The sequence below is a fragment of the Robbsia andropogonis genome, assembly GCF_000970345.1.
Classification (GTDB): domain Bacteria; phylum Pseudomonadota; class Gammaproteobacteria; order Burkholderiales; family Burkholderiaceae; genus Robbsia; species Robbsia andropogonis.
Window position 1 is genome coordinate 81,986 of record NZ_LAQU01000002.1, and the last position, 24,154, is coordinate 106,139.

18 protein-coding genes are annotated in these 24,154 nt (G+C 59.2%); 6 read left to right on the forward strand and 12 right to left on the reverse strand.

Going from position 1 to position 24,154, the window contains the following annotated elements:
• Positions 1 to 11: 11 nt before the first annotated feature.
• Positions 12 to 1,112 (reverse strand): extracellular solute-binding protein, encoded by a 1,101-nt coding sequence (locus WM40_RS02350; RefSeq protein WP_081765088.1) that lies wholly within the window; start codon positions 1,110 to 1,112, stop codon positions 12 to 14.
• A gap of 498 nt (positions 1,113 to 1,610) precedes the next feature.
• Positions 1,611 to 4,775 (reverse strand): HD domain-containing phosphohydrolase, encoded by a 3,165-nt coding sequence (locus tag WM40_RS32225; RefSeq protein WP_082102389.1) that lies wholly within the window; start codon positions 4,773 to 4,775, stop codon positions 1,611 to 1,613.
• A gap of 420 nt (positions 4,776 to 5,195) precedes the next feature.
• Between WM40_RS32225 and WM40_RS02360 the strand changes: the two genes are divergently transcribed.
• Positions 5,196 to 6,473 (forward strand): multidrug effflux MFS transporter, encoded by a 1,278-nt coding sequence (locus WM40_RS02360; RefSeq protein WP_157685140.1) that lies wholly within the window; start codon positions 5,196 to 5,198, stop codon positions 6,471 to 6,473.
• Here WM40_RS02360 and WM40_RS02365 read toward each other — a convergent pair.
• The 10 genes from WM40_RS02365 to WM40_RS02410 all read right to left on the reverse strand — a co-directional run bounded on the left by WM40_RS02365 (position 6,457) and on the right by WM40_RS02410 (position 19,352).
• Positions 6,457 to 7,359 (reverse strand): MipA/OmpV family protein, encoded by a 903-nt coding sequence (locus WM40_RS02365; RefSeq protein WP_236693350.1) that lies wholly within the window; start codon positions 7,357 to 7,359, stop codon positions 6,457 to 6,459. The genes WM40_RS02360 and WM40_RS02365 overlap by 17 nt on opposite strands.
• A 246-nt stretch (positions 7,360 to 7,605) precedes the next feature.
• Complete coding sequence (locus tag WM40_RS02370) at positions 7,606 to 8,439, reverse strand: M55 family metallopeptidase (protein ID WP_024904830.1); 834 nt, start codon at positions 8,437 to 8,439, stop codon at positions 7,606 to 7,608.
• 27 nt (positions 8,440 to 8,466) lie between these two features.
• On the reverse strand, positions 8,467 to 9,618 hold the full coding sequence (locus tag WM40_RS02375; RefSeq protein ID WP_046152060.1) for a DmpA family aminopeptidase: 1,152 nt from the start codon (positions 9,616 to 9,618) through the stop codon (positions 8,467 to 8,469).
• A gap of 75 nt (positions 9,619 to 9,693) precedes the next feature.
• Complete coding sequence (gene gsiD, locus WM40_RS02380) at positions 9,694 to 10,635, reverse strand: glutathione ABC transporter permease GsiD (protein ID WP_024904832.1); 942 nt, start codon at positions 10,633 to 10,635, stop codon at positions 9,694 to 9,696.
• Positions 10,636 to 10,661: 26 nt separating this feature from the next.
• Positions 10,662 to 11,582, reverse strand: a complete 921-nt coding sequence (gene gsiC / locus WM40_RS02385; RefSeq protein WP_024904833.1) for a glutathione ABC transporter permease GsiC — start codon at positions 11,580 to 11,582, stop codon at positions 10,662 to 10,664.
• A gap of 31 nt (positions 11,583 to 11,613) precedes the next feature.
• Positions 11,614 to 13,179 (reverse strand): glutathione ABC transporter substrate-binding protein GsiB, encoded by a 1,566-nt coding sequence (gsiB, locus tag WM40_RS02390; protein ID WP_024904834.1) that lies wholly within the window; start codon positions 13,177 to 13,179, stop codon positions 11,614 to 11,616.
• Between the two features lie 156 nt (positions 13,180 to 13,335).
• A complete protein-coding gene (locus WM40_RS02395) occupies positions 13,336 to 15,270 on the reverse strand; it encodes a dipeptide ABC transporter ATP-binding protein (RefSeq protein ID WP_046152061.1) in 1,935 nt (644 codons plus the stop codon).
• 15 nt (positions 15,271 to 15,285) lie between these two features.
• Positions 15,286 to 16,275, reverse strand: a complete 990-nt coding sequence (locus tag WM40_RS02400; protein WP_024904836.1) for an isoaspartyl peptidase/L-asparaginase family protein — start codon at positions 16,273 to 16,275, stop codon at positions 15,286 to 15,288.
• 167 nt (positions 16,276 to 16,442) lie between these two features.
• Positions 16,443 to 17,330: a MurR/RpiR family transcriptional regulator gene (locus WM40_RS02405; RefSeq protein ID WP_024904837.1), complete on the reverse strand. Its 888-nt coding sequence runs from the start codon at positions 17,328 to 17,330 to the stop codon at positions 16,443 to 16,445.
• A gap of 111 nt (positions 17,331 to 17,441) precedes the next feature.
• Entirely contained in the window at positions 17,442 to 19,352 is a 1,911-nt protein-coding gene (locus tag WM40_RS02410; protein ID WP_046152063.1) for a hypothetical protein, read from the reverse strand.
• Between the two features lie 293 nt (positions 19,353 to 19,645).
• On the opposite strand from WM40_RS02410, the gene tssB reads away from it, so the two are divergent.
• The 5 genes from tssB to puuE all read left to right on the forward strand — a co-directional run bounded on the left by tssB (position 19,646) and on the right by puuE (position 23,970).
• Entirely contained in the window at positions 19,646 to 20,236 is a 591-nt protein-coding gene (gene tssB / locus WM40_RS02415) for a type VI secretion system contractile sheath small subunit (RefSeq protein ID WP_024904839.1), read from the forward strand.
• A gap of 69 nt (positions 20,237 to 20,305) precedes the next feature.
• On the forward strand, positions 20,306 to 21,823 hold the full coding sequence (gene tssC, locus WM40_RS02420; RefSeq protein ID WP_024904840.1) for a type VI secretion system contractile sheath large subunit: 1,518 nt from the start codon (positions 20,306 to 20,308) through the stop codon (positions 21,821 to 21,823).
• Positions 21,824 to 21,886: 63 nt separating this feature from the next.
• Positions 21,887 to 22,366: an Hcp family type VI secretion system effector gene (locus WM40_RS02425; protein ID WP_024904841.1), complete on the forward strand. Its 480-nt coding sequence runs from the start codon at positions 21,887 to 21,889 to the stop codon at positions 22,364 to 22,366.
• A gap of 201 nt (positions 22,367 to 22,567) precedes the next feature.
• Positions 22,568 to 22,942: a hypothetical protein gene (locus WM40_RS02430; protein ID WP_046152064.1), complete on the forward strand. Its 375-nt coding sequence runs from the start codon at positions 22,568 to 22,570 to the stop codon at positions 22,940 to 22,942.
• Positions 22,943 to 23,007: 65 nt separating this feature from the next.
• Positions 23,008 to 23,970: an allantoinase PuuE gene (puuE, locus tag WM40_RS02435; protein ID WP_036011790.1), complete on the forward strand. Its 963-nt coding sequence runs from the start codon at positions 23,008 to 23,010 to the stop codon at positions 23,968 to 23,970.
• Positions 23,971 to 24,154 lie beyond the last annotated feature (184 nt).

Sequence of the window (24,154 nt, forward strand, 5' to 3'; positions counted from 1 at the left end):
AAGAGACAACCTTATTTCGACTTCAGCGCGCCGATGTCCCGGTCCCATTTCTGGAACGCCGCCACCATCGCCGTGGCATCCAACGGCACGACGTTAGGACGTTGCGCAATCCACGCGCTGTATTCCGGGCGGCCAAACTTCTTGATGACATCCTGGCTCTGTTGCGGCGCCATCTCCAGCGTCACACCTTTCACGGCCGGGCCTGGGTAGAAATAACCATCGTCATACGTGCGCGCCTGCTGTTCCGGTTCGAGCATGAAGTTCATCAGCTTGAACAGCGTATCCAGCTTCTCTTTCGGCACGCCCTTCGGAATGGCCATATAGTGCGCGTCGTTGACCCATGTCATGTTGTCGAACGCCTGCACCTTGAACTCCGCCGGGACGATGCCCAATGCGCGCGGATTGATATCCCATCCGGTGACCGTGACCGTCATGTCGCGGGTACCTTCACCCAACTCCTTCATCACCGCCGACGTGCCACCCGGGTAATACGGAATACAGCTGTCGAGCTCCTTCAAGAACGCCCAGGTCTTGTCCCAACCGTTGATCGGGTCCCGCGGATCCTTGTCGCCCAGCAGATAGGGCAAGCCCATCAAAAACGTCCGGCCCGGCCCCGAGTTCGCGGGGCGTGCGTAGATCAGGCGATTCGGATTGGCTTTACACCATGCCAGCAGTTCGGCGGGTGTTTTCGGCGGATGGGGTACTTTCGCGGGATTGAATTCGAGCAGTGGGCCAGCCGGCATGTACGTGACTTCCACCGCCTGGTTTTGTGCAATGTCCTGCATCTTGCGCGGCCCTGGCGCGTACTTGTCCAGCAAGCCCGGGAATGCCGCCTGGTGCTCCGGCAAGATTGCCTCGAACAGCTTTTGCTGAATGCCCGCGGCTAACACGTCGGTCCCAATCAGAATCAAGTCGATATCGGACCGGCCGGCGTTCTGCATTGCCTTGATCTTGCCGGGCAGTTGCGGCGCGGGAGAATTGGTGAATGTGATGGACGAAACCAGATCCGGGTACTTGGCCTTGAACGCTTCGAAGCTCTTTTGCGTGAGTTGGAGATTTCCCGCGGCGTCGACGATATTGATCGATACCGGTGCTGCGTGGGCATGGCCCATTCCTCCGGCAACGATACCCAGGCTTAACAACACGCCAGCACAGATTGCCGTGAGAGAAGTCCGGCGCTTTGCAACGTTCACCATCATCTGTCCCCTTCCTTTATTATCGATATCGTCCATCCCGCTGCCGTTGCCTTACGCCTTTTAATCAAGCGTATGCAACAGGTCATGCACCCGCGCCTCGATCAATGCGGCATGCACGCTTGCGGCTTCAGACCTAAGACGCTGTCTTAGAGATAGGTTATCTGATGTCGAATCCTAATGGCCGGGGAAAATGCCTACTATCAATGTAAACCCTCGCAACGTCGTTTTGGCGCATTCCGAGGCGTGCCAGGACCGTTACTTCCCGATAAACCCTTATGAAAAAAAGCAGAAATCGGGGGAAATCATTCAAATAACCAGCGAGCACCACTCGCGCTTAAAAGAATGACTACGTGATCAGACATCTTATGTTTTCGCGTGACAAATAGCGCAAGAATGGGTGGGAAACCCGTTACGTTACGTTGCGCTGCGCTCACGCGGCGTAATCGCCAAGATGTCGGCAATATCCGGGTTGTCGTCTTGCCAGGGCATCAGGAACCGCGATGCGTAGCTGCGCCAGACGCCAGATGACACGAAAAGGTCAAGCGAGTCCGGATCAAGATGGTTATCGCGTTTCATTTTTCCCATGATCTTGAACGCCTCACTCAGGGGTTTGGCTTTTTTATATGGCCGATCGCCCGCGGTAAGCGCCTCGAAGACGTCCGAGACGGCCATCATTCGTGCGATCGGGCTCATCTGGTTACGCGTCAAGCCGCGCGGATAGCCGCCGCCATCCATTTTCTCGTGGTGACCACCGGCGTATTCCGGAACGTTTTTCAAGGCACCGTTCAGCGGCAGCCCTTCCAGCATCACAATGGTTCGGGTGATATGGCGATTTATTTCAAACCGTTCTTCCGGCGTCAGGGTGCCCCGCTCGATGGACAAGTTGTGCAGCTCTCCAAGATTCATCCGATCTGGGAGCGGTTTCATACGGAAGCCGAAACGTGCTTCCCGCTCGCTCAATGCATTCGGTTCATGCCCGATGATGTGCTCCTCGCGATCGGCAAGCAATGGCTCCTCCCTCGGCAAACCGATTGCGGGCGTATGATCCGCGCGACAGTGCGCCATGCGCGCGCGTTCATCGCGTGAGGTGCCCAGCATGTCGTCGAGCGTGCGCGTCCACCTTCGCCGAGCGATGGTGCGCAAACGGTCTACATGTTCTGGCTGCATTGATTCGCCGCCTTCGTTGCAATGGGCCACGAACGCGAAGTCGTCGTCAAGCGAGCGTAACGCCTGATCCCGGGTTGCCCGGGCCTCAGTCTCCAATGCCCCCGTGGCGACAGCGCGCCAGTAATCGATATGTGCGTGCGCCTTCAGTACCTCGAAGCGCATGCGAATCTCGTGAATGCGATTCGCCAAGGTCTCGAGCTTGGTTGCCTTGTCGATGACATATTCCGCCGTCGTCAGCTTGCCGCAGTCGTGCAGCCAGCTTGCCACCTCCACCGCCTCCCAATCGTCCGGTGTCAGGGAGAAGGATGCATACGGGCCGTGCTTTGCCTCGCATGCCGCTTGAACCAGTGCCTGCATCAAGACCGGTACGCGCTGGCAATGCCCGCTGGTATGCGGAGACTTCGCATCGATCGCCTCCGCGATCATCCGTACGACGCCATCGAGCAACGCCTTTCGGGATTTAAGCAGCAATGCGGTCTCCAGTGCGATGGCGGCATTGCCTGCGAGCGCGCGAGCCAGATCGAGATCGCCCGGCACGGTGCGAGGCGATTGGCCGCTCACGTTTGCAGCGATATCGTCGCCGTGCATCAACAACAGCATGCCGCCAATCAACTCATTTGCGCGATTGCGCAAGGCAATCACTTGCAGCCGCGATGTCGGCGCCCCGCCGTGGTTCTCGGGGGTACGACCTGCCGTCAACGCAGCAAGCAAGGTTTCACCCGGCACGCTCCCGGCGGATACGCCCCCCGCTATCGGCCAGCTTAACTGGGTGGCGGCGTGGCGTTGCAATGCATCGCGAATTCGTTCTCCCAGGCCACCGGCGCGCGTGTCCACGGCCATGCCCTCGGTCCCGAACACCCGCGCGATCGTCATCGACGCATTGCGCTGTCGATCCGTTGCCTCGGATGTCCCTGGGTCGTTCGATCCCGCGTTTGTCCGTGCGCCGATACGGAAATGCACGCCGTCATCCTCGGTCAACACGATGACGCCACCATTCGACCGCGTGGCGTGCACCGTTTCATCCAGCAGTCGGGCCAGCAGCCGATCCGGATCACGCTCGGCGGCCAGTGTCCGGCCAATTTCAACGAACCGCTGCAGCGTTGCCCCTGCCGCATGCAATGCCCCGGAGAGCGTCTCAATTTCGGTCACCGGCGAATGCTGCTTGCGCATCGCGCCGGAAAAATCGAACGCGTTCAGCGCCTCTGCCTGTCTGGAGATGGCGACCAATGGCTGGCTTACCCGGCGCGCGGTGAAGCGGATGACAATCAGCATCACGAACACCGCCAGCAGACTGATCATCTCCAAAATGGCGACCATGCGTCGCTCCTCGGCCAGCACCTCGTCATCCGGCGTGGCCAATACGACCCGAAACAGCCAGCCGGAAGCGCTTACGGGCATCACACGCATCGTCCAGCGATGGCCCTCCACCGTAATGCGTTGTGGTCCGGTGGACGACACAGTGTCACGCGACGCGCGCATCATGCGATGCATGATTGGCGAGGCGGTCAGACCCTCCTGCGTCGCTGGCGATATGGGCTCCGGCGCCGCACCGTGTGCATGCAGCGCCACGTCGCTGGCTGGCGTAACCGCTTCCGCCGTTGTCGCCAACACGTCGCCGCGTGCGTTGGCGATCAGCAACGCGGTGCTGGCCGTATTGCGCAATCGCATCAACTTCATGGACAAATCGGCAAGGCCGAGGTCAATACCTAATACGCCGTCGCCATGAGGCAGGCGCCGCGCAAAGGTGATGCCGCGTTCCCCGGTCGCGTAAAACCAATAAGGGTCTGTCAAGATCGGCTTTGACTGCGCGCGAGCGTGACGATACCAGTCCCGCGCGCGCGGATCGTAACCGAGCGACGATGGCGGTGAAATGAGGATCGGATGCAAACCATCATCGAGGAACGTCAGCGTGGCCGCCGTCACGCTGACATGGGACGATTTTTCATCAGCCTCCGGCGCAATGCGCTCCAACAGGAAGCGCGCCTCATCAGGTGCTGCGAGGTGACGGCGCACCGCATCCGACGAGAGGCGCCGCAACAGGACAAAGCCCCCGTTCTCATAGCCGATATACACTGCCGATACCACGGGCATGGCATCCAACACCACCCGCATCCGCTTGATAAACGACGGTTGCACCGCATCGCGATACGCTACGGCCTGGGGGTCCGCCGCCACCAACATACTTAGTGCATCGATGGATGTCAGGCTCTTGTCGATAGCCGCGCCGCTTTCACCAGCCATATGAGCGAAAAGGGTCTGCGATGCCCCATCGACGATTGACATGGTTCGATTATTGACAAACAACACGATACTCAATAGCACAAAGACCGCGGTCAGGCCAAACACCAGCGTCAAATGCGTATCAAGTCGCCGCCGGGATAGGGTGCGATATAGCCTGGGCCAGCGCGTCATGATGTCTACCTATATAGGCACGCCTGCCGCACAGCGTGGCAAACCCGGATTGCGGCGGTTTCATATGGGGTCCCAATATTCTTATCAAATAAACGGTTTTGTGGAAAGATTAAACGATCTTATATCTCGAAAATGCAACGATATTACGAGATTGCGTGGCAGGACGGATGACGCGAAATCGCTTTGAGAACGGGGACATAGCACTTTAAAAACGAATTTCTCAATTTTATTGCTTGAAAACCTTAAATTAGGGCGCAACGGATTTTGCCATGCGGCGCCAACACGCTATCATGGGATCATTGATATATAAAATCGGGTAGCATCAGATAGACGCTTGATGCTTATGCACGTAAGCCGTCTCGCGGCCTTTGTGCCAAAATAAAATGCATGCTTATTGAAATGCCGTCGAAGTCGTCGCTCATGAAATCGTCTTCATTACGGCTGGTGGTGATTTGCGGCGTACTCACGGCGTTTCCCTCGATGTCCATCGACATGGGACTGCCCGGTTTCGCCAATATGGCGGCAACCTTCAATGTGTCCGTCGAGCACGTCTCACAAACCCTCAGCATCTTTTTCTTCGGCTTTTCGGCGTCGCCGCTGATCTACGGGCCACTGTCGGATCGGGTAGGTCGCCGCCCCGTGCTGCTTTCGGCCTGTTTCGTCTATGCCCTCGCTAGTGTGATGGCGACGATAACGTCGGCGTTCGGTGCGCTGCTGTTCTGGCGCCTGCTGCAAGGCGCCGGTGCCGGTGCGGCATCCGTGCTGGCGATAACGGTGATCCGCGATCATCGGCAAGGTGCCAGCGCGCGTCGTCTGCTGTCTTATGCCGCGGTGGTGCGGATCATTGGGCCGACCACCGCGCCATCGATCGGAAATGTGCTGTTGTTGCTGGGAAGCTGGCGCTGGATCTACGGCTTCATGGCGTTCGGCGGCATCATGATGTCACTGATGGTGGCGCTTGGCTTGCCGGAATCGTCGCGTACGAAGCTGGCGGCCGTCGCCGCACGAGCAGATCGGGCTTCGACGGCCGGTTTGGAGGCAACACATGCGCCACGCCGCTCGGTACTGAAGGATTACAGGTTGTTCCTGTCGGACAGGGTAAGCTTTGCCTATGTGCTCATTATCGCGCTGACATTTTCAAGTCATTTTTCCTACGTGACCGGCTCACTCTATGTCTTCGTCAACGTTCTGCATGTCTCCACGGCGAAATATGGACTGCTGTTCGGCATCACCGCCTTGTGCCTGATGCTCGGCTCCTTTCTAAGTGGCCAGTTGTCGAAACGGGAGATCCCCGGCGACGTCGTGATTGGCGTATCGCTTTGCATTTCCGTGGTTTCGGCGCTGACCATGCTGATTCTGGCGTCCACGCACTTGCTGGCCGTGCCGGTGCTCTCGGTGCTGCTATCGACCAATGCACTCTGCATCGGATTGCTGACGCCCAGCGCCCAACAGGGCGCAATGGAAAACGCGGGGGAATTCGCGGGCACCGCTTCCGCGCTGATGAACGCCATCGCGACCGGGTTGGGCGCCTGCACCAGCTATGTGGAAGGCCTGTTGCTGGTCTGGTTCAATACACTGCCCGCAGTGGTGATGAGCGGGCTGATGATGCTATGCTGCACCATCGCTGCCGCCGTGTATTTCAAGACAGTGCGTCCGGCGGCACGAAGCGGTGGATACAGAACTAGAACGCGTAACTGACGGACGGCAGGATCGTCAACCCGAACCGACGTTGCACGATCGGGCTGGCAGCCGCCTTCGACGGATAGTAGCTGCCACTTACAATCAGCTCGCCCGCCCAATGCTTGTCGAATTTACGATCCCACGTCGCTGTCAACGCATAGGCATAAATACCGAAACCCGGATGATAGGCGTGGTAGCCCGATGCGTTCTGCTGGGCGTTCGTTACGCCGAAATAGGTCTGGTTATACTGGCTATCCCCGATCTTCGCGTTCAAATCGAGCGTTAGCGTATCGACGCCCTGCTTGTAGGCAACGCTTTCCAGTCCAAGCTGATATTGATTGCCGCGACGGTGCCCGTCCAACCCGAATTCAGCCTGCGCATTGACCGACAGCCAGGGCACGATCTGCTGCGCGACGGTCACCGTGTTCGTCACCGTGCCCTTGACGCTACCCATATTACGCAAATTGTCCCCACCGGGGCGCAGCCAGTCATTGCGGTCGTCGCGACCCGGGTCGTAGTTGAACGTATCGCCGACATAAAAACCGCCGGATGACTGGTACTGCACCCCCACCCCTTTCACAGCATCCGCGAGGAACACGCCCCGCGTAACGGAAAACATCGGGACGATCATCGGGCGATAGTCACGCGCCCCCATGTAACGCTGGTCAAGTCCCAGACCCAGGCCCACGTTGACATCCGCATGATCACCCCAAAGTTGGGACCATACGGAACCGCCGCCTCCCGCGGACGCCGAACTACTGGCGGCGCTCGACGTTGTTGCCGCTGTCGTTCCCGAAGCGGATTCGGAAGTCGACTGGGCGTGCACGGTACACACGCCGACAGAAAGGCAAACCCCGGCCACCACGGCCGGAAACATCCGTGACCGACGTGATCCATGAGGCACGGCACGCCTCCGGTTTGTCACTACGGACGCCGGGCGGGGCGTATCAAAAAAGTCGAGGCGGTGATCATCGAGAGCGGGCATGGGTGTGCAATAGAGGGAATAGAGATCGAGCAAGCATCATATCCAATTTCCACACACTGAACCGATTAACGCGTTTGGGGACCAAGGTGGCCGCCGAGAGCGAGCACCATCCTTCATCCGCCATGCGTCTGCCTCCACCCTCGCCGGCGATGGCCGCCCTTACTGTCAGCGCAGCATGGACGACATTGCGGAAAGGCAATTGAGCATCCGAACCGCGGCTTCGATGTCAGGGGCGTCGAACGCAAGCGCATTACCGGCGGTGCGCTTCAACGTGGGCCATTGGCAGAACAGATCGGCCTGTGCGGGCGTCTGCGTCTGCAATGCAACAAGCAGCGGCGCGCCCAGCCGCAGCGGTTGCGGGCCGACCGATTGTCCGGCACGCATGTCACTTACCGCCTGCCGGGCGCCCGCCTGGATTGCCGCGCACGATCGCGCTGGCGACAGGCTGATGCCGCTCAACTGGCCGGTGGCGCGCTTCGTCTGGACGAACACCGCGTGCGGGAACAACGCGCGGTTCTCGTCGATGAATTCATCATCACCGCTCGCCATGATCACCGGGGCGCCGTATGCACCGGCAAGTGCGCCATACAGGCCCGCCTCGCCCAACGCCTGTCCATTGATGCAGACCTCGGCGAAGGCAAAGCTATTAATGGTATGGGCCAGAATGCCGCGGCCTTGCGCCCGCGAGTGATAGCCAAGCAAGCAGACGCCGTCGATGCCCAGTTCAACACCGGCCACCATTCCGAGATAGCGCGGCTTGCCCTGGATGACCTGTGCGCGCTCATCCAGCAGATCCGGTGGCATGTTCCGAAAACCACCATGCGAATCGTTTAGAAACACGTCGGTGGCGCCGCCATCGAACGCACCGGCCACGGCCGCGCTGGCCTCCGCTGCCATCAGGCGGCGGGCACGCTCATATTCCGGATTGCCGGGACGAACCTGTTCGTTGTGGTACACACCCGCCACGCCTTCTATATCGGCGGAAATCAATATCTTCATCGTTGTCGCTTGGGTTCGAATACGGTGTCAGGCTGCGCGTACATCCAGCCGGGTCAACAGGTCACGCAGCGCGGGCCGATGGTTGCCATCCCGCCCGGTAACCGGTTCCGCGTGCCACAAGGCGTGAATAATGGCTTGTTCGACCGTGTCGGCAGCGGCTTGAAACAGCGCGTCGATCCGGGTCTCGTGCAACGTGGTGACCGGCGGCATCGGCCGATCGGCAGTGTGGGGCACCGTATAAGCGGTGCTGAATGCCACCGCGATATCACCGCTGCCATGACCATAGATCGAACCTGTCCGCGCCAGCCCCGCTGCCGCTCGCCCCGCCAGGCGGCGTAGCTGCCGGGCGTCAAGCGGTGCATCGGTGGCGAGGATCATGATGATCGAGCCTTTTTCAGGATGATCGACATACGTGAACGCCTGGCGCGATTCTTCTTCCAGCAAAGACATGATGCGGGGCCCGATGATCTCGCCGCCCCATATCAGGTTTGGCATCAGCCCATAGTTCGACAAGACCAGGGCACCGACGGTGTAGCGGTGCATGACATCCTCGATCATGCCACCGGCACCCGCCCGCACCGAAGATATCGATACCTCACGCGAGGCCGTGCCGATACCACCTTTCATCTGAAAGCTCGACATGCCACGTCCTGCGCCCACCGCGCCTTGTGCGAGATCGTGGCCCGCACTGTCACTGGCCGACCTGTAATCGGCCTCGCTGACGTGCATTTTCTGGATGTCATTGAGGAACCCGTCATTGCATTCGAGCACCAGCGGATTCACCGTGGGCAATGACCGTCCTATGTCCGGATTCCGCGCGAGCGCCTGCCGGATCTGTGCCTGCGCGACCGCGCCGACGGAAAACGTATTGGTCAACGCAATCGGCGTTTCCAACTGGCCCAACTCGTCGAGCTGGATCAGCCCGACGCTTTTGCCAAAGCCGTTGATCACGGCTGAGGCAGCCGGCACCTTGTTGCGGTACGGATCGTCTCCGTGCGGATGGATCACCGTCACGCCAGTCTGCACCGGCCCATCGGCCAGCGTGACGTGGCCTACGCGGATACCCGCCACATCCGTGATGGCGTTGCGCGCCCCCGCCGGCAACAGACCCACCACCGGTATCCGCCGTGCACCTGGATCGCGCACGTGCGGCACTGCGATTTCAGGATATTCGTTCATCGTCTCTCCGGCCTTGTCGGCATGGGCGCGGAGCGATGTACACGCACGTCATGTCCGCGTCACGCCCTGTCGCACTTATTGCCGATCGATCTTCGGGTCCAGCGCGTCGCGCAACCCATCACCCAGGAGGTTGAACGCGAGCACGGTCAGAAAGATCGCCAAGCTAGGAAAAATCGCCACATGGGGCGCATTGACCATATCAGCACGCGCATCGTTCAGCATGGCGCCCCACTCCGGCGTGGGCGGTTGCGCGCCCATCCCCAGAAACGACAAGCTGGCCGCGGTAATGATGGACGTGCCTACACGCATCGTGAAATACACGACAATCGATGAAATCGTGCCTGGCAGGATATGCCGAATCATGATCGTCCAGTCGCTTGCACCAATGCTGCGCGCGGACTCGATATACGTCAATTGCTTCAGTACCAGCGTATTACCGCGTACCAATCGCGCGAACGCCGGGACGCTGAAGACGGAAACCGCCACCACGACGTTCGTCATGCTGCTGCCCAGGATTGCTACCACGCCCAGGGCGAGAAGGATTCCCGGGAACGCAAACAGCACGTCACACACCCGCATGGTCACGCGATCCCACCAGCCCTCGTAATAACCGGCCAGCAGACCGAACAGGGTACCAATCACGCAGCCCAGCACCACCGATAAAAACCCGGCGGCCAGCGAAATGCGCGCGCCCATCAGAATACGGCTCAATATGTCACGCCCCATCGCATCCACGCCGAACCAATGCAACGCCGATGGCCCCTCGTCTATGTGATCGTAGTCCGCGTAATGCTCGGCGTCGTACGGGGTCAAATGCGGTGCCAGGATCGCGGCCGCGACCAACGCCGCGATAAACACCAGCGCGATCACCGCTACCTTTTGTTTCTTGAATTTGCGCCAGAACTCCCGCCACGGCGTACGTACGGTGCCGCTGACCGGAGCGGGTCCCGTGGGCACCGGCGGCGGCGCGGGCGAGTGTGCGGGCGTGCCGGAAACAGGGGTCGAGGATGCCGTCATGATGATGTTCTGTTTAGCGGTCGAGATTACTTGTAGCGAATGGTCGGATTGATCAGGCCATACAACATGTCGACGACGAGGTTGATTAGGATGAATTCGAGCGAGAACAGCAACACCAGCGTCTGAATCACCGGGTAGTCTCGCGCGCTGACGGAATCCACCAATAAGCGGCCGAGACCCGGCCAGTTGAATACAGCCTCCACCACGATCGAGCCGCCCAACAAGAACCCGAACTGCAGGCCCATCATCGTCACCACCGGAATCAACGCATTGCGCAAGCAATGCTTGAGCACCACGATCGGCTCGCTCAGGCCTTTCGCCCGCGCCGTTCGGACAAAGTCCTCTTGCACGACTTCGACGAACGATGCACGGGTAAACCGGGCCATCACTGCGGCCACACCGGCGCCCAACGTAAGCGACGGCAACACATAGTGGCGCCAGGTATCGGCACCGACCGTGGGAAACCAGCCCAGTTTGACGGAGAAAAGCTGCATCAGCATCATGCCCAACGCGAAGGCGGGAAACGAGATGCCCGATACCGCGATCGTCATCCCGATGCGATCGGGCCAACGGTTGCGATACACGGCCGAGACGATGCCGATGACAAGGCCGAACAGGGTCGACCACACCATGCTGGTCACCGTCAGGAGGAACGTCGGCATGAACCGCACACCGATCTCCTCCGTTACTGCCCGGCTGGTCCGGATCGAGACACCAAAATCACCGTGCAGCATGCGCGAGAAAAACGCGATGAACTGCTGTGGCAGTGGCAAGTCCAGGCCCAGCTCATGGCGCACCATCGCGACGGTGACGTCATCGGCATCTTGCCCCGCGGCAAGCCGTGCCGGATCACCAGGCAACAAGTGCACGAACAGGAACACCAGTACGGCAACGATCAGCAACGTGGGAATCAGACCCAGGAGCCGTTTCAGGAAGTAGTTCAGCATTGCTCTTGCCGCTTGCGCGGCGTCTCCTTACTTACTTCGATACCGACATGTTGTAGATATCGATATTGCCATCCGGCTGCACGTAGACACCGCTCAACCGCTTCGAGTTACCCGATACATTCTCTTCCGTCACCAGCGGCACGCGCGGCAGATCCTTCGCCAACTGGTCCTGCACCGCCTTGTACAACGTGGCTTTCTCGGTGTCGTCGGTAGAGGTCAGCGCTTTTGCAATGTCCTTATCCACCAGATCGTTCTTGTAGTAGGTCACGTTATTCAACTTGGGCGACCACGCCTCTGAAGCGAACAATGGCCGGAGGGCCCAGTCGGCCTCCCCCGTGGACGACGACCATCCGGTGTAGTACATCCGCATCTTTGCCGTCGTCGGCTCCGGCCAGGAATCCACCAATTGCACGCGCTTGCCCGTCTCCAATGCTTCGATCTGAAGCTTGATTCCGACTTGCGCCAACTGCTGCTGGATGAATTCGATCGTCTTGCGGGCGGTTGTCGTCGTGTAGGCCGACCACAGCGTGGATTCGAAGCCGTTCGGATAACCCGCTTCCTTCAGCAGTTCACGCGCCTTTGCCGGGTTGTATGGGATGGGCGCCATCTTTTCCGCGAATGGAACGCCCTGCGGAATAAAGCCTTCCGCCGGTACCGCATAACCGTTGAACGCGACCTTTGCCAGCGCTTGCTTGTTGATCGCCAATGCGATGGCCTGGCGGACACGGACATCGGTGAAAGGCTTTTGCAGCATATTGAAGCCGAGGAAACGCGTAATGATCGACTTCGATGCCACAACGTCCAGTTTGCTGTCCGCTTTCAGCTGCGCCGCTTGTTCATACGGCAGCGGAAAGGCGAAATCCGCTTCGCCCGTTTGCAACATGGCGGCACGCGTAGCATTTTCCGGCACCGGCTTCCACGTCAGGCCGTCGACTTTCGGAAAGCCCTTGTTCCAATACCCATCAAACTTCTTCAGCACAACACCGTCTTTCTGATCGAATCGCACCAGCTCGAATTCGCCCGTTCCCACGGGATGAAAAGCGATGTCCTTGCTGCCATACTTCTTCAATGCAGTCGGCGAGATCATGGCGGCGCACGGGTGCGCCAGCGAATTGATGAACGGCGCAAACGACTCCTTGAGCGTGATGCGCAACGTCAATGGATCGAGGACCTCGATCTTCGTGATGCGATTGAATTGCGGCGAGCGCAGCAAATGATTCTCCGGCGCCATCGCACGGTCGAGATTGAACTTCACGGCATCGGCGTTGAAGTCCGTGCCGTCCTGGAACTTGACGCCCTTGCGCAACTTGAACGTGTAGACGGTGCCGTCTTTCGACATTTCATAGCCGGTCGCCAGCACCGGCACGATCTTCAAGTCCTTGTCGAAGCGGAACAGGCCTTCGTAGAAGGACTTCGTGATAGCGAGCGTAAGCGTCATGTTGGTGTTGTACGGATCAAGCGAGTCCGGCTCCTGCCAAATGGCCAGAACCGGATTCGCCGCGGCGAATGCCGCGCCGCTTGCACACAGTGCCGATGCCGCCAGCACGCCAGCGATCGCACGCAACGCGAAACGTGCATTGGAAGAGACGTAGTTCATCAAAAACACTCCAGGATCAAAAAGACATGCCATGGCGGCCGGCTCTCACCGCACGCTCCATGCCGTACACATCACGTTCACCACGTTGGCCGAGGCCCTTCTCTACTTTCAACGTTCGTCGCCGACATCGGCACGCGACCGTAACGACGGAACCTATCAATACAAACCTGCTACCGTATGCCGTGCGACGAAGTGGCCTGGCCCTACCTCCACCAGGGGACTGACCTCGGGTTCGTCGCCTACCTTGCGGATCGGACTGGGTATTTCTCCTTCGAGCAACGCACGCTTCAAGTGGCGACGCGTCGGGTCCGCGATGGGTACGGCCGCCATCAATTTGCGTGTGTAAGGGTGCTGCGGATTCTCAAAAATTGCCCGGCGCGGTCCGATTTCGACGATCTGTCCGAGGAACATCACCGCCACCCGGTGACTGATGCGCTCCACCACCGCCATGTCATGCGAGATAAACAGAAATGCCACCCCGAGATCCCGCTGCAAATCCATCATCAGATTGACGATCTGCGCCTGAATGGATACGTCCAGTGCCGACACCGACTCGTCCGCCACCACCACCTTCGGGTTCAACGCCAACGCCCGTGCAATCGCAATCCGCTGGCGTTGACCGCCAGAAAATTCGTGCGGATAGCGTTGCGCGTATTCGGTCGGCAACCCCACTTTTTCCAGCAGCCAATCAACTCGCTCCTGTGCCGCTCTCTGGTCCTTAACGGCCTTGTGGACCAGCAGCGGCTCCATGATCGAATACCCCACCGTCAGGCGCGGATCCAGCGAGGCGAAAGGATCTTGGAAAATAAACTGGATGTCGCGTCGCAGCGATTGCACCTGCCGGGTCGGCAGGTTCAGGATATTGCGGCCACCGAATTCGATCGCACCGCTCTGGCTGTCGACTAGGCGCAGCAGGGAACGGCCCGTCGTCGATTTGCCGCAGCCGGACTCCCCGACCAGCGCGAGCGTTTCACCTGGATACAGGTCGAAACTCACCCGTTCGACGGCATGTACCCGTCGCGTTGTACGGTTGAACAGTCCGGAGCGCAGGTCGAAACGCGTGACAAGGTTCTTGACCCGCAGAATCGGCGGAGCTCCCGCGGTGCGGGTGTCGATCGGCGCAATGTACCGGCTATCGGGGATAGACGCACCAGCCACGGTGGACCCCACGTCGGCGCTTGCTTCGTCGGGTTTCAACAATGCGAAATGGCGCGGAAGATCCGTGCCGCGCATCGCGCCCAATTTCGGCACCGCGGACAACAATGCCTGCGTGTAGGCATGCGATGGTGCCGCAAAGAGCGCATTCGACGCGCCCTCTTCAACCTTGTTGCCACGGAACATCACCAGCACGCGATCGGCGACCTCGGCCACCACTCCCATGTCGTGGGTGATGAAGATCACGCCCATATGCATTTCCTCCTGCAACTGACGGATCAGTTGCAGGATTTGCGCTTGTATGGTCACGTCCAGCGCCGTCGTCGGCTCATCGGCGATCAATAACTGCGGCTTGCATGACAACGCCATTGCGATCATGACGCGCTGACGCATGCCGCCAGACAATTGGTGCGGATAGCGGTCCAGCACGTTACGCGCCTCAGGAATGCGCACCAACGCCAGCATCCGCAAAGCTTCCGCACGCGCCGCCGCGCGATCCATCCCTTGATGGCGCCTGATCGACTCGGCGATCTGCTCCCCGGCCGTGAAGACCGGATTCAGCGAGGTCATTGGCTCCTGGAAGATCATCGCCATATCGGCGCCGCGGACGTTGCGCATTGTTGCCGCCGAGGCATCCTGCAGACGCAGGATCTGGCCATTGCGCTGACGCAGATGCATGCTGCCGTTCAGAATACGGCCGCCGCCATGCTCGATCAGCCGCATCAACGCGAGCGATGTGACCGATTTCCCGGATCCCGATTCGCCGACGATTGCCAGCGTTTCGCCCCGGTCGACGTGGAACGACAACTGACGCACCGCATCGACGGTACGCTCAGAGGTCGAGAATCGAACGGTCAAGTCATCGACTTCAAGCACGCGCTGCGGCAAGAGGTCCGCGGCGTGCCGCGCGGTCGCGTTGGAACGAATCGAACTCATATCAGAATAGACACATCAATTGAAGATCGCGACGCTGGGCGTCCCGCCGACACGGCCATAACCGCGATACATGCCTTCGGTATTGAATGGCAGGCTAACATTGCCTTGCGCGTCGATGGCAATCAGCCCGCCACGTCCGTCGATCTCTTTCAACACCTGGTGAACCACCGCCTCGCTCGCCTGCTGCAAGGACTCGCCGCCATAAGCCATCCGCATGCAGACGTGATGTGCCGCCACGGTCCGGATAAACGATTCACCGTGGCCCGTACATGACACCGCAGCCTGCCGATCATCGGCAAATGTACCGGCGCCGATCTGGGGGCTGTCTCCGATGCGGCCGACGCGCTTGTTCGTCATGCCACCGGTCGATGTCGCCGCCGCCAGATGGCCATGCATATCCAACGCTACCGCGCCGACCGTCCCGAATTTCTTGCTTTCGTCCAATGGTCGCTGTTGCAACGCGGCGGCGCCGTCGTGGTCCAGCACGGCGCCCGACTTGGCCGCCTGCGCCGCGCGCAGTTGCGCCAGACGCGCTGCCGTCTCGAAATACGCAGGCTCGACCATCTGCAGTCCTGCTTCGCGCGCAAGCGCTTCGGCGCTCGCACCACCGATCAGTACATGGTTCGTAAGCGTCATCACCGCACGCGCTGCCAGGACCGGGTTGCGGACATGATTGATGCCCGTTACCGCACCCGCCGCACGCGTCGCCCCATCCATCACCGCCGCATCGAGTTCATGCGTGCCGGCGGCGGTGTACACCGCGCCGTGGCCAGCGTTAAACAGCGGGCAATCCTCCAATAGTGAAACGGCATGGCACACGGCATCCATGGCGCTTCCCCCACGCGCGAGTACGTCCTGTCCTCCGGCAACAATGTCATGCAACGCCTGGTGATACGCCCGCGTGTTCTCTTCCCTGATCAAGGCGCGGCTCATCGTTCCAGCACCACCGTGGATCGCGATCACCGGGATACGCGCATTCGAAGGTCCTGCGAAATAGGTCGACATGGCAAAACTCATTGATATCTTGATAAAGCAACACCAGCGCTTGGCGCGTGATGCCGGTGCGGAAAGCACGAAATAATTCCCCATGCCGGATCATGCCAGTCCGCTCACGTCGTAATTCGTATGTCACTCGCACATCATGCGTTTCGGGTGGCACGCGGCAACAGCCGCTAGCGTTTTCTATCGCGCGACCCCTTATGCAGCCAGGGAAGCACGGCGTCCGTGATCCGCGCAGCGCTCCGCATCGTTTCCTGCGATTGATATGCGACGGCACCAGACAACGCCTCGATCAAGGCAAGGCCGACCGCATCGGCGTTTGGACCGAAATGATTGTCTGTTTGCGCGAAAAGGCAGATATTGGCGTGCGGCACCAGCGGAGAATGTCGCCCATCCGTCAACGCGAGCACCTGCATATTGCGGGCGGCGGCCGTCTCGGCAAGCAAGACGGTATCCGCCAGGTAGCGTGGGTAGGCGATGGCGATCAGGAGATCATCCTGACGCGCCGCCGCGAGGAGCCGCGCCCCATAAGAGGCTCCGCCCACGCCGGCCAGCAATTGCACGTTTTCGCAAAACGGGTCAAGGCCGCGCTGCAGCAAGCCTGCCAACCAACCGCTGGCACCGAAGCCGGCAAGGTAAATTCGACGCGCCTTGAGAATGGCCGCAACCGCCGCCTCGCATGACGCCGCATCCAGCGCGTCAAGGGTAGCGGCGATGTTACGCTGACTTTCCTCCAACGCCGTGGCAAACACATCGACGATGCTGCTGGGCTTTTCGAGCTTGACGCGCATCTTCTCCAGCGGCGCAAGCATCGTCTCAAAACCGCGAACCAGCTCGGCACGAAGCATGGGGTAACCATCGAGCCCGATCGCGCGGGCAAAGCGGTTCGCCGTGGCGATCGACACGCCAACGGCGCTCGCAAGCTCGTCGATCGGCATCGTCGCCACTTGCAGCGGATGCGACAGGACATAGTCCGCCAGCCGCTGATGTGCGCTAGTCAACGTCAGCCGCGCCCGGTTGATCCGGGTCGTAATGGGTGGGTTGTCGTCGTTTTCAGGCATCGAATGCATCGTGTCAATGACGAAAACGTCATTGATGGTGAATTTTCATTCGACGCATATTAATGAAAAAAAAATATCATAGGGGATTTTTTTGAAATATCTGACGACATCTCATTCGCCCGGGCCACGCAATGGCCTCGCTGGCGCTCTGCGCGCGCCGGCTCCGGGAAAGGTCGCGGGACGTCTCGGCACGGGTGGCGCACCGGAAGCAACAGGCGGGGGGAGCGGGGCCAGCGGCCGATGCGGCGCATTGACGTGCTCAAACTCCGGATCGACAGGAAAATCGCTGCCGTTCAAGAATGCGACACCCGCCGCCCAGACTTTCTCGCCGAGCGTCCGATTCGTACTACACGATTTAGCCTGCGCCAAATATGCCTTGACGTCAGCCGTTGTCGAGGATACTGCAATGCCGCATCCATTGAGATATTGGGTGCCCCAGCCCTTCATCGCGTCGATGAATGCGACACCCTTCTGGAAGCCATCTTCGTTGATCACCTTGCCATCGGACGTCATCATGTCCATGAACTGCATTTTGCTGCCCGTGATCCCGGTATTGAGGGTCAGTATCGCGACGATCGGCGATGTCGATGCGTACGCGCCATACCATGCGTTGAACGCCCTTGGCCGCTTGTGCAGTGCGTCCGGTGCCTCCCGGTTATTCCACAGTATTTTGGCTTCGTCGATCAGCGCGCGAAATTGAAGGAGTTCGAAAATCCGGATCACGCCGCGGACTACCAGTTCAACAAGCTTCGTCACCGCGGTCGCGATGATGCCAAAGCCAGGCGCCAATGCTTCCACCGCGACCCGGGCCGCGCCCCCCATCGCGGTCAGCAATCCTTCCGCCAAGCTGATTTCCATGGTCGACTTGATGGTGTTAAAGATCGTCGAGGGATGCCCGGCGGCGATCCGCACCGAGCGATTCGACCACATCTTGAACCGATCCACGCTGGCGTCGATAGCATTGACAAGTCCCTTGAGGACATCCCGGCTGCCCCCTAGAAACGGTACCGCTTCAGCACAGAATTTCACCAGCAAACCATCGACCAGGGCACTCGCCAGTGATGTTAGTTTAGGCAATACAGTTGGCAGGATATTCGGCAGAATCGTATGTTTATAGAGCCTTAAATTGGGAAGCAGTTGATTCGTAATGTATTGGCATACGGCGTCCTTGGCGGCGTTGAGCGCGGCACGGATCTTGGCCACGATTTCGTGCGCGGTCAGCGAGACATGGTCGATCCCCTGCGAAATAGCTTCCGCTGTTAGCGGAACAGCATGTGACACAAGATATTTTCCGCGTTGATAATGCCGCGTTGCCGCCTCTTGCCAGCTTTCCGGCGGCGTGGCCACCGGCGCCGGGGCGGGAATCGAGGGTCTTCCGGGCCTGGGCCGTGTCAGCACCGTCTTTTCAACCAGACCGGAAACGGGCGTCGCAACCACGCCGGCTTTTCCAACAATGTTGCGGGCCAACGCTACGCGTTGCATTGTTTGACTGACGGAGTCGTTAAAAGCCGCCCCGGCAGGCCCGGCACGCTGCCTTGCTTCCTCCGAGACGCGGCCTAGCAGTTCGAGATCGTTTGCAAAGCTCAATCCAATATCGGCAGCTGAAAAGGCCGCGCCCACCGCCACTTCGGCCACGGTCGAGTCGACATGCAGTTGCGAAAATAGATAGATAACGCCGAGCCTGGCGTGGATGCGATCCGATATGGGAATCGGCGACGCACCTTGGTTGTCAACGTCGTCCGATTGCGCCAATTGCCTGGCGAGGGCGCTGATACACATCGACCGATTCGCAGGATCGCGCTCCCAATTCGGCCCTACCGTCGAACGCCATGCATTGAAGGCATCGCGTAACCGTTGGAAGGTTGCCGCGTTCCGATGATTATCGAACGCGTACATAGCTGCATCCACCTGGCCAAGGCCTGACTTCTGCCGGCGCCCGAACAAGCCGTCACTGATTCCCGTCCCGGCATCCCACTGTATATACGTCATCACGTTTTGATACAAACCCGGCACGGTGGACATGGCAGCGGCCTCACGAAATCCATCGACATTGCGACAAGACGCGACGGTGCAATAGGCCCGTACACGCCACTGAGCCTTGGGTGACGCCCCAATGCAATTCGTGCCCTCCCGCCGAGGTTAATTTGCTTCGTATCGTGGAACCAGCATTCGCTTTTTTGACACGAAGCGAGCGTGCATTGATCACGACCGTGCGCCCGCGTACAGCTTGAAAGCGGATTGGAGCACGCCACCGACAAAAATCGGGTCAGCCCGAAACACGGACACGGCAAGAAAAATTTGCTTGGGAGAATGGGATGTCAGACAGCTTGCAAAACTGGGTGGGCCGCAACCGGCCACCGCGTGTACAGATCACCTACGACGTGGAGGTCGGTGATGCCGTCGAGAAGCGCGAACTGCCAATGGTCGTTGGCATCATGGCGGACCTCTCGGGTCATCCCATCAACCCTCTGCCTAAACTGAAAGACCGACGCCTGGTCGAAATCGATCGCGACAACTTCAGCGACGTAATGGGTCAGATCAAACCACGATTAAAACTCAGCGTTCCGAACACGCTGTCCGGCGACGGCACGTTGCCGATTTCGCTGTCTTTTTCCACGATGGCCGATTTCCATCCGGATAACCTGGTCCGCCAGATCGCCCCGCTCGCAAAACTGCTCGAAGCACGACAGCAACTGCGCGATTTGCTGGCGAAGCTGGACGGCAACGACGAATTAGACGCGATGCTCGAACAGATCGTGCAAGACACGACGGAACTGGAACAACTGAAACAAGAAGCGGGCGCTGTAAGCGACGCGGACGCCGGCGCGCCCACCAACAAAGTTGATCCCACGGGCGATGCCTTCGCCCCGGCCACGCCTGAACCGACTGCCGGCGATCCGTCCTGACATGCCCCCGGACTCCCGCACGCGCGGCTTATCGTCTATCCATTCACGTACGTAACGAAGACACCTATCATGGCAAACAAAGCAAAGGCTGCGGCGAGCGCAGTCGAAGCGGATTCGGACATGGCAACCGCGGATGCGCCCGCCGCCAATGCCACGCTGCTCGATAAGATCGTTCAGGAAGGGAATATGGCCATCGAGCCATCCCAAAATACGTATGCAAAAAAACTGATTGGGCAGTTGGCCTCGCAAATCCTGGATGAAGGCATGCGAACGAGCCCGGACAAAGGCGTTGTCGCAATGATCAACGACCGTGTGGCGGAGATCGATCGCCTTCTAAGCGACCAGTTGAATACGGTCCTGCACGATCAGACATTTCAGGCGTTGGAGGCGTCCTGGCGTGGTCTTTCAGATATGGTGCAGGGGACAGAAACCAGTTCGAGGCTGAAACTACGGCTTCTCAACGTGTCCAAGTCTGAACTGCTGAAGGATTTGGAAACGGCAGTCGATCACGACATGAGTGTGCTTTTCAAGAAAGTGTACGAAGACGAGTACGGCACATTTGGCGGCAGCCCGTTTTCATTGTTGATCGGTGACTTCACGTTTGGCCGACATCCACAGGACATCGCACTGCTAGATCGTATCTCGAAAGTGGCCGCTGCCGCACACGCACCTTTTATCAGTGCCGCCTCTCCTGCGCTGTTCGACATGAAGTCCTTTGCGGACCTGGGCGTGCCGCGGGATCTCTCAAAACTGTTTGAAAGTGCCGAACTGGCACCATGGCGCAATTTCCGTGAAGCGGAAGATTCCCGTTACGTCGCACTGGTCTTGCCAAGTTACGCCGCCCGGCTGCCGTATGGCGCCACTACGAGTCCGGTGGAGTCGTTCCGTTTCGAAGAGGCCGTCGACGGTACCGACCATACGAAATACTTGTGGGCCAATTCCGCCTATCAGTTGGGTCTGCGTATCACCGCGGCTTTTGCCCAATATAGCTGGACCACCGCCATACGGGGCGTCGAAGGCGGAGGCAAGATCGAAGGTCTGCCGACCCATATGTTCCGTACCAATGAAGGCGATTTTGCGCTGAAGTGCCCTACCGAAGTGACAATCACCGATCGCCGTGAAAAAGAATTGAACGACCTGGGCTTTATTGCCGTCGTCAATGCAAAAGGTTCCAACTCCGCCACGTTTTTTGGTGGCCAGACCGTCAACAAACCGAAAACCTATTCAAAAGACGAAGCGAACGCAAACGCGCTGCTATCCGCACGGTTGCCCTACATCATGGCGGCCTCACGTTTCGCGCATTATTTGAAGGTCATCATGCGCGACAAGGTGGGCAGTTTCCAGACACGAGAGGAGGTGGAAGGGTATCTGAACAACTGGATAGCGGACTACGTCCTGCTCAATACGTCCGCGCCGCAGGCCGCCAAGGCACGCTTTCCGCTTAGCGAGGCACGCGTTGATGTGACGGAAGTCCCAGGCAAACCAGGCGCTTACAACGCCACGTGCTTCTTGAAGCCGCATTTCCAGATGGAAACCTTGACGGCCTCGATGCGACTCGTTGCGGAACTTCCCGCAGCGGCAGCCTGAACAAGCGGTCGCATAGCCCCCTTTTTTCCCACCGCCCCATAATCCATCAACGCGGGAAACATCATGGAATCGCTTTTCCTCTCGATCAAAAGCATCAAGGGCAATTCGATCATCGCAGGTTATGCCGACAAGATCATTGTCGAGTCTTTTTCTCACGGCGTATCACTGCCGCTATATGCCGACGCCGGAAACAGTGATCGGACGATCGGTCGCCCGACATTTTCGGAAATGTCCTTCTCCAAAACGACCGATGTTTCCACGCCGGCGCTGCTGGCTGCGTGCGCCAGCGGCACGAATCTCGGCGACGTGGTACTGGACATGGGGCGCACCGACAAGGGAAAGTACATGTCACTGATCAAATACACCATGGCAAACGCCATGATTTCGTCCATTCGGACAGCCGGCCACCCTGGCGGAGGATCGGACACCTTTTCGCTGAACTTCACGAAACTGACCTGCGTATTCACGCAACAGAAACCGGACGGCACTCCCAAGGGGAACGCGCAGTTCGGTTGGGATTTGACAAAGAGTGTAGCCGCCTGATCAGGGGGGGCGCCTGGCGCGCCCCTCCCCACCCTCCCTCGACGCCAGCCGCAGGCATCGCGGAAAACCGCGCACGCATTAAAATACCACTGATATACTATCGCCGTGGTCATTGCTTGACTGCGTCGTCCGTTCGCCGTCGCGCCATTCCGCAGGCCATTTCCCTGGTCACGTATACGCCCGAGAGGGAATCCTTCGCGCATGAACCGCCCCGCCGATCTCTATATTCAATTCCTGCACAAGACACAGGCGGGGTCTGGCACGGCAGCGTTGCCTGAACTCGATGCCGTCGAAGAACAAATCCTTATTACCGTCGCGTTACGTCAAGGTGCGCACGAAAGACTGTGTGTCCGGGATCTGATCGGTATTGCTCGCCTCGGGTCGCCTACACGCGTCTTTCGTCGCCTGCAGGCCATGCGCACGAAAGGGTGGCTGACGTTGCAAGACACAACGGACAATCGCCGCAAACAAGTCGCACTGACCTCCGCGGCAATGGATCATCTCGACTATCTGGGCGGTTGCATACGAGAAGCGGCAGCGAGTGCGCGTGGCGACGTGGGTTCGGCTTCCGACTAGTCCGCCTGCACAGATAACGGCAGCGGATACGTTCTTTTCCTAAAAAAATCGGCGCCTGATACGATATGGCGCTGAATCCGAACAGGAACAGACACGCCATGCACGCTAACGCTTATCCTCGCGACATGATCGGCTACGGCCGCGATCCGGTGCAAGCCGGTTGGCCGGGCAATGCCCGTATCGCGCTGCAATTCGTGCTGAACTACGAAGAAGGCGGCGAGAACAATATCCTCCACGGTGACGCCGGCTCCGAGCAGTTCCTCTCTGAAATCGTTGGCGCCGCGTCTTATCCGGCGCGGCACATGAGTATGGAATCGATCTACGAATATGGCTCACGTGCCGGCGTCTGGCGCATCCTGAGGGAATTTGAGAAACGTCGATTGCCATTGACCGTCTTCGCCGTCGGGATGGCGTTGGAACGCCACCCCGATCTGGCCAGTGCGTTCACTGAACTGGGTCACGAAATCGCCTGTCATGGCTGGCGCTGGATCCATTATCAGGATATGCCACGCGATAAGGAAGCGGAACATATGCGGCTGGGAATGGAAGCCATTACCCGGTTGACCGGCAGCCGTCCTCTCGGCTGGTACACCGGCCGGGACAGCCCACAGACACGACAACTGGTGGCGGAATACGGGGGGTTTCTCTACGACTCCGACTACTACGGGGACGACCTTCCGTTCTGGACGAACGTGCGCACGCAGCAAAGGGGCACTGTCCCGCAATTGATCGTGCCATACACGCTCGATACCAACGACATGCGTTTCGCCACGCCACAAGGGTTCAACACCGCGGAGCAGTTCTTCGTCTATTTACGCGATAGCTTCGATGTGCTGTATGCCGAGGGCGCGGACACGCCGAAGATGATGTCGGTCGGCATGCATTGTCGGCTGCTCGGGCGGCCGGGCCGGTTCATCGCGTTGCAACGATTTCTCGATCACGTTGCACGACACGACAGAGTCTGGATCTGTCGCCGCGATCACATCGCACGTCATTGGCATCAGCATCACCCGCATGTGACGCCATAAAAGCGCACTGTGTCAATCGCGTTCGTGCCAAGGCGGCGTGCGATTAGCATGCCGCCTTGGCACGCGAACAGCCCTGTTTTTCAACCGCCATCCAGACCTGCCGATGCGCCAGAGATGCTGAGACTGCCAGAACGCTAATCCGTGGCGCGCATTGTCATACGCGAGCGCTATAATCGTGCGCTTC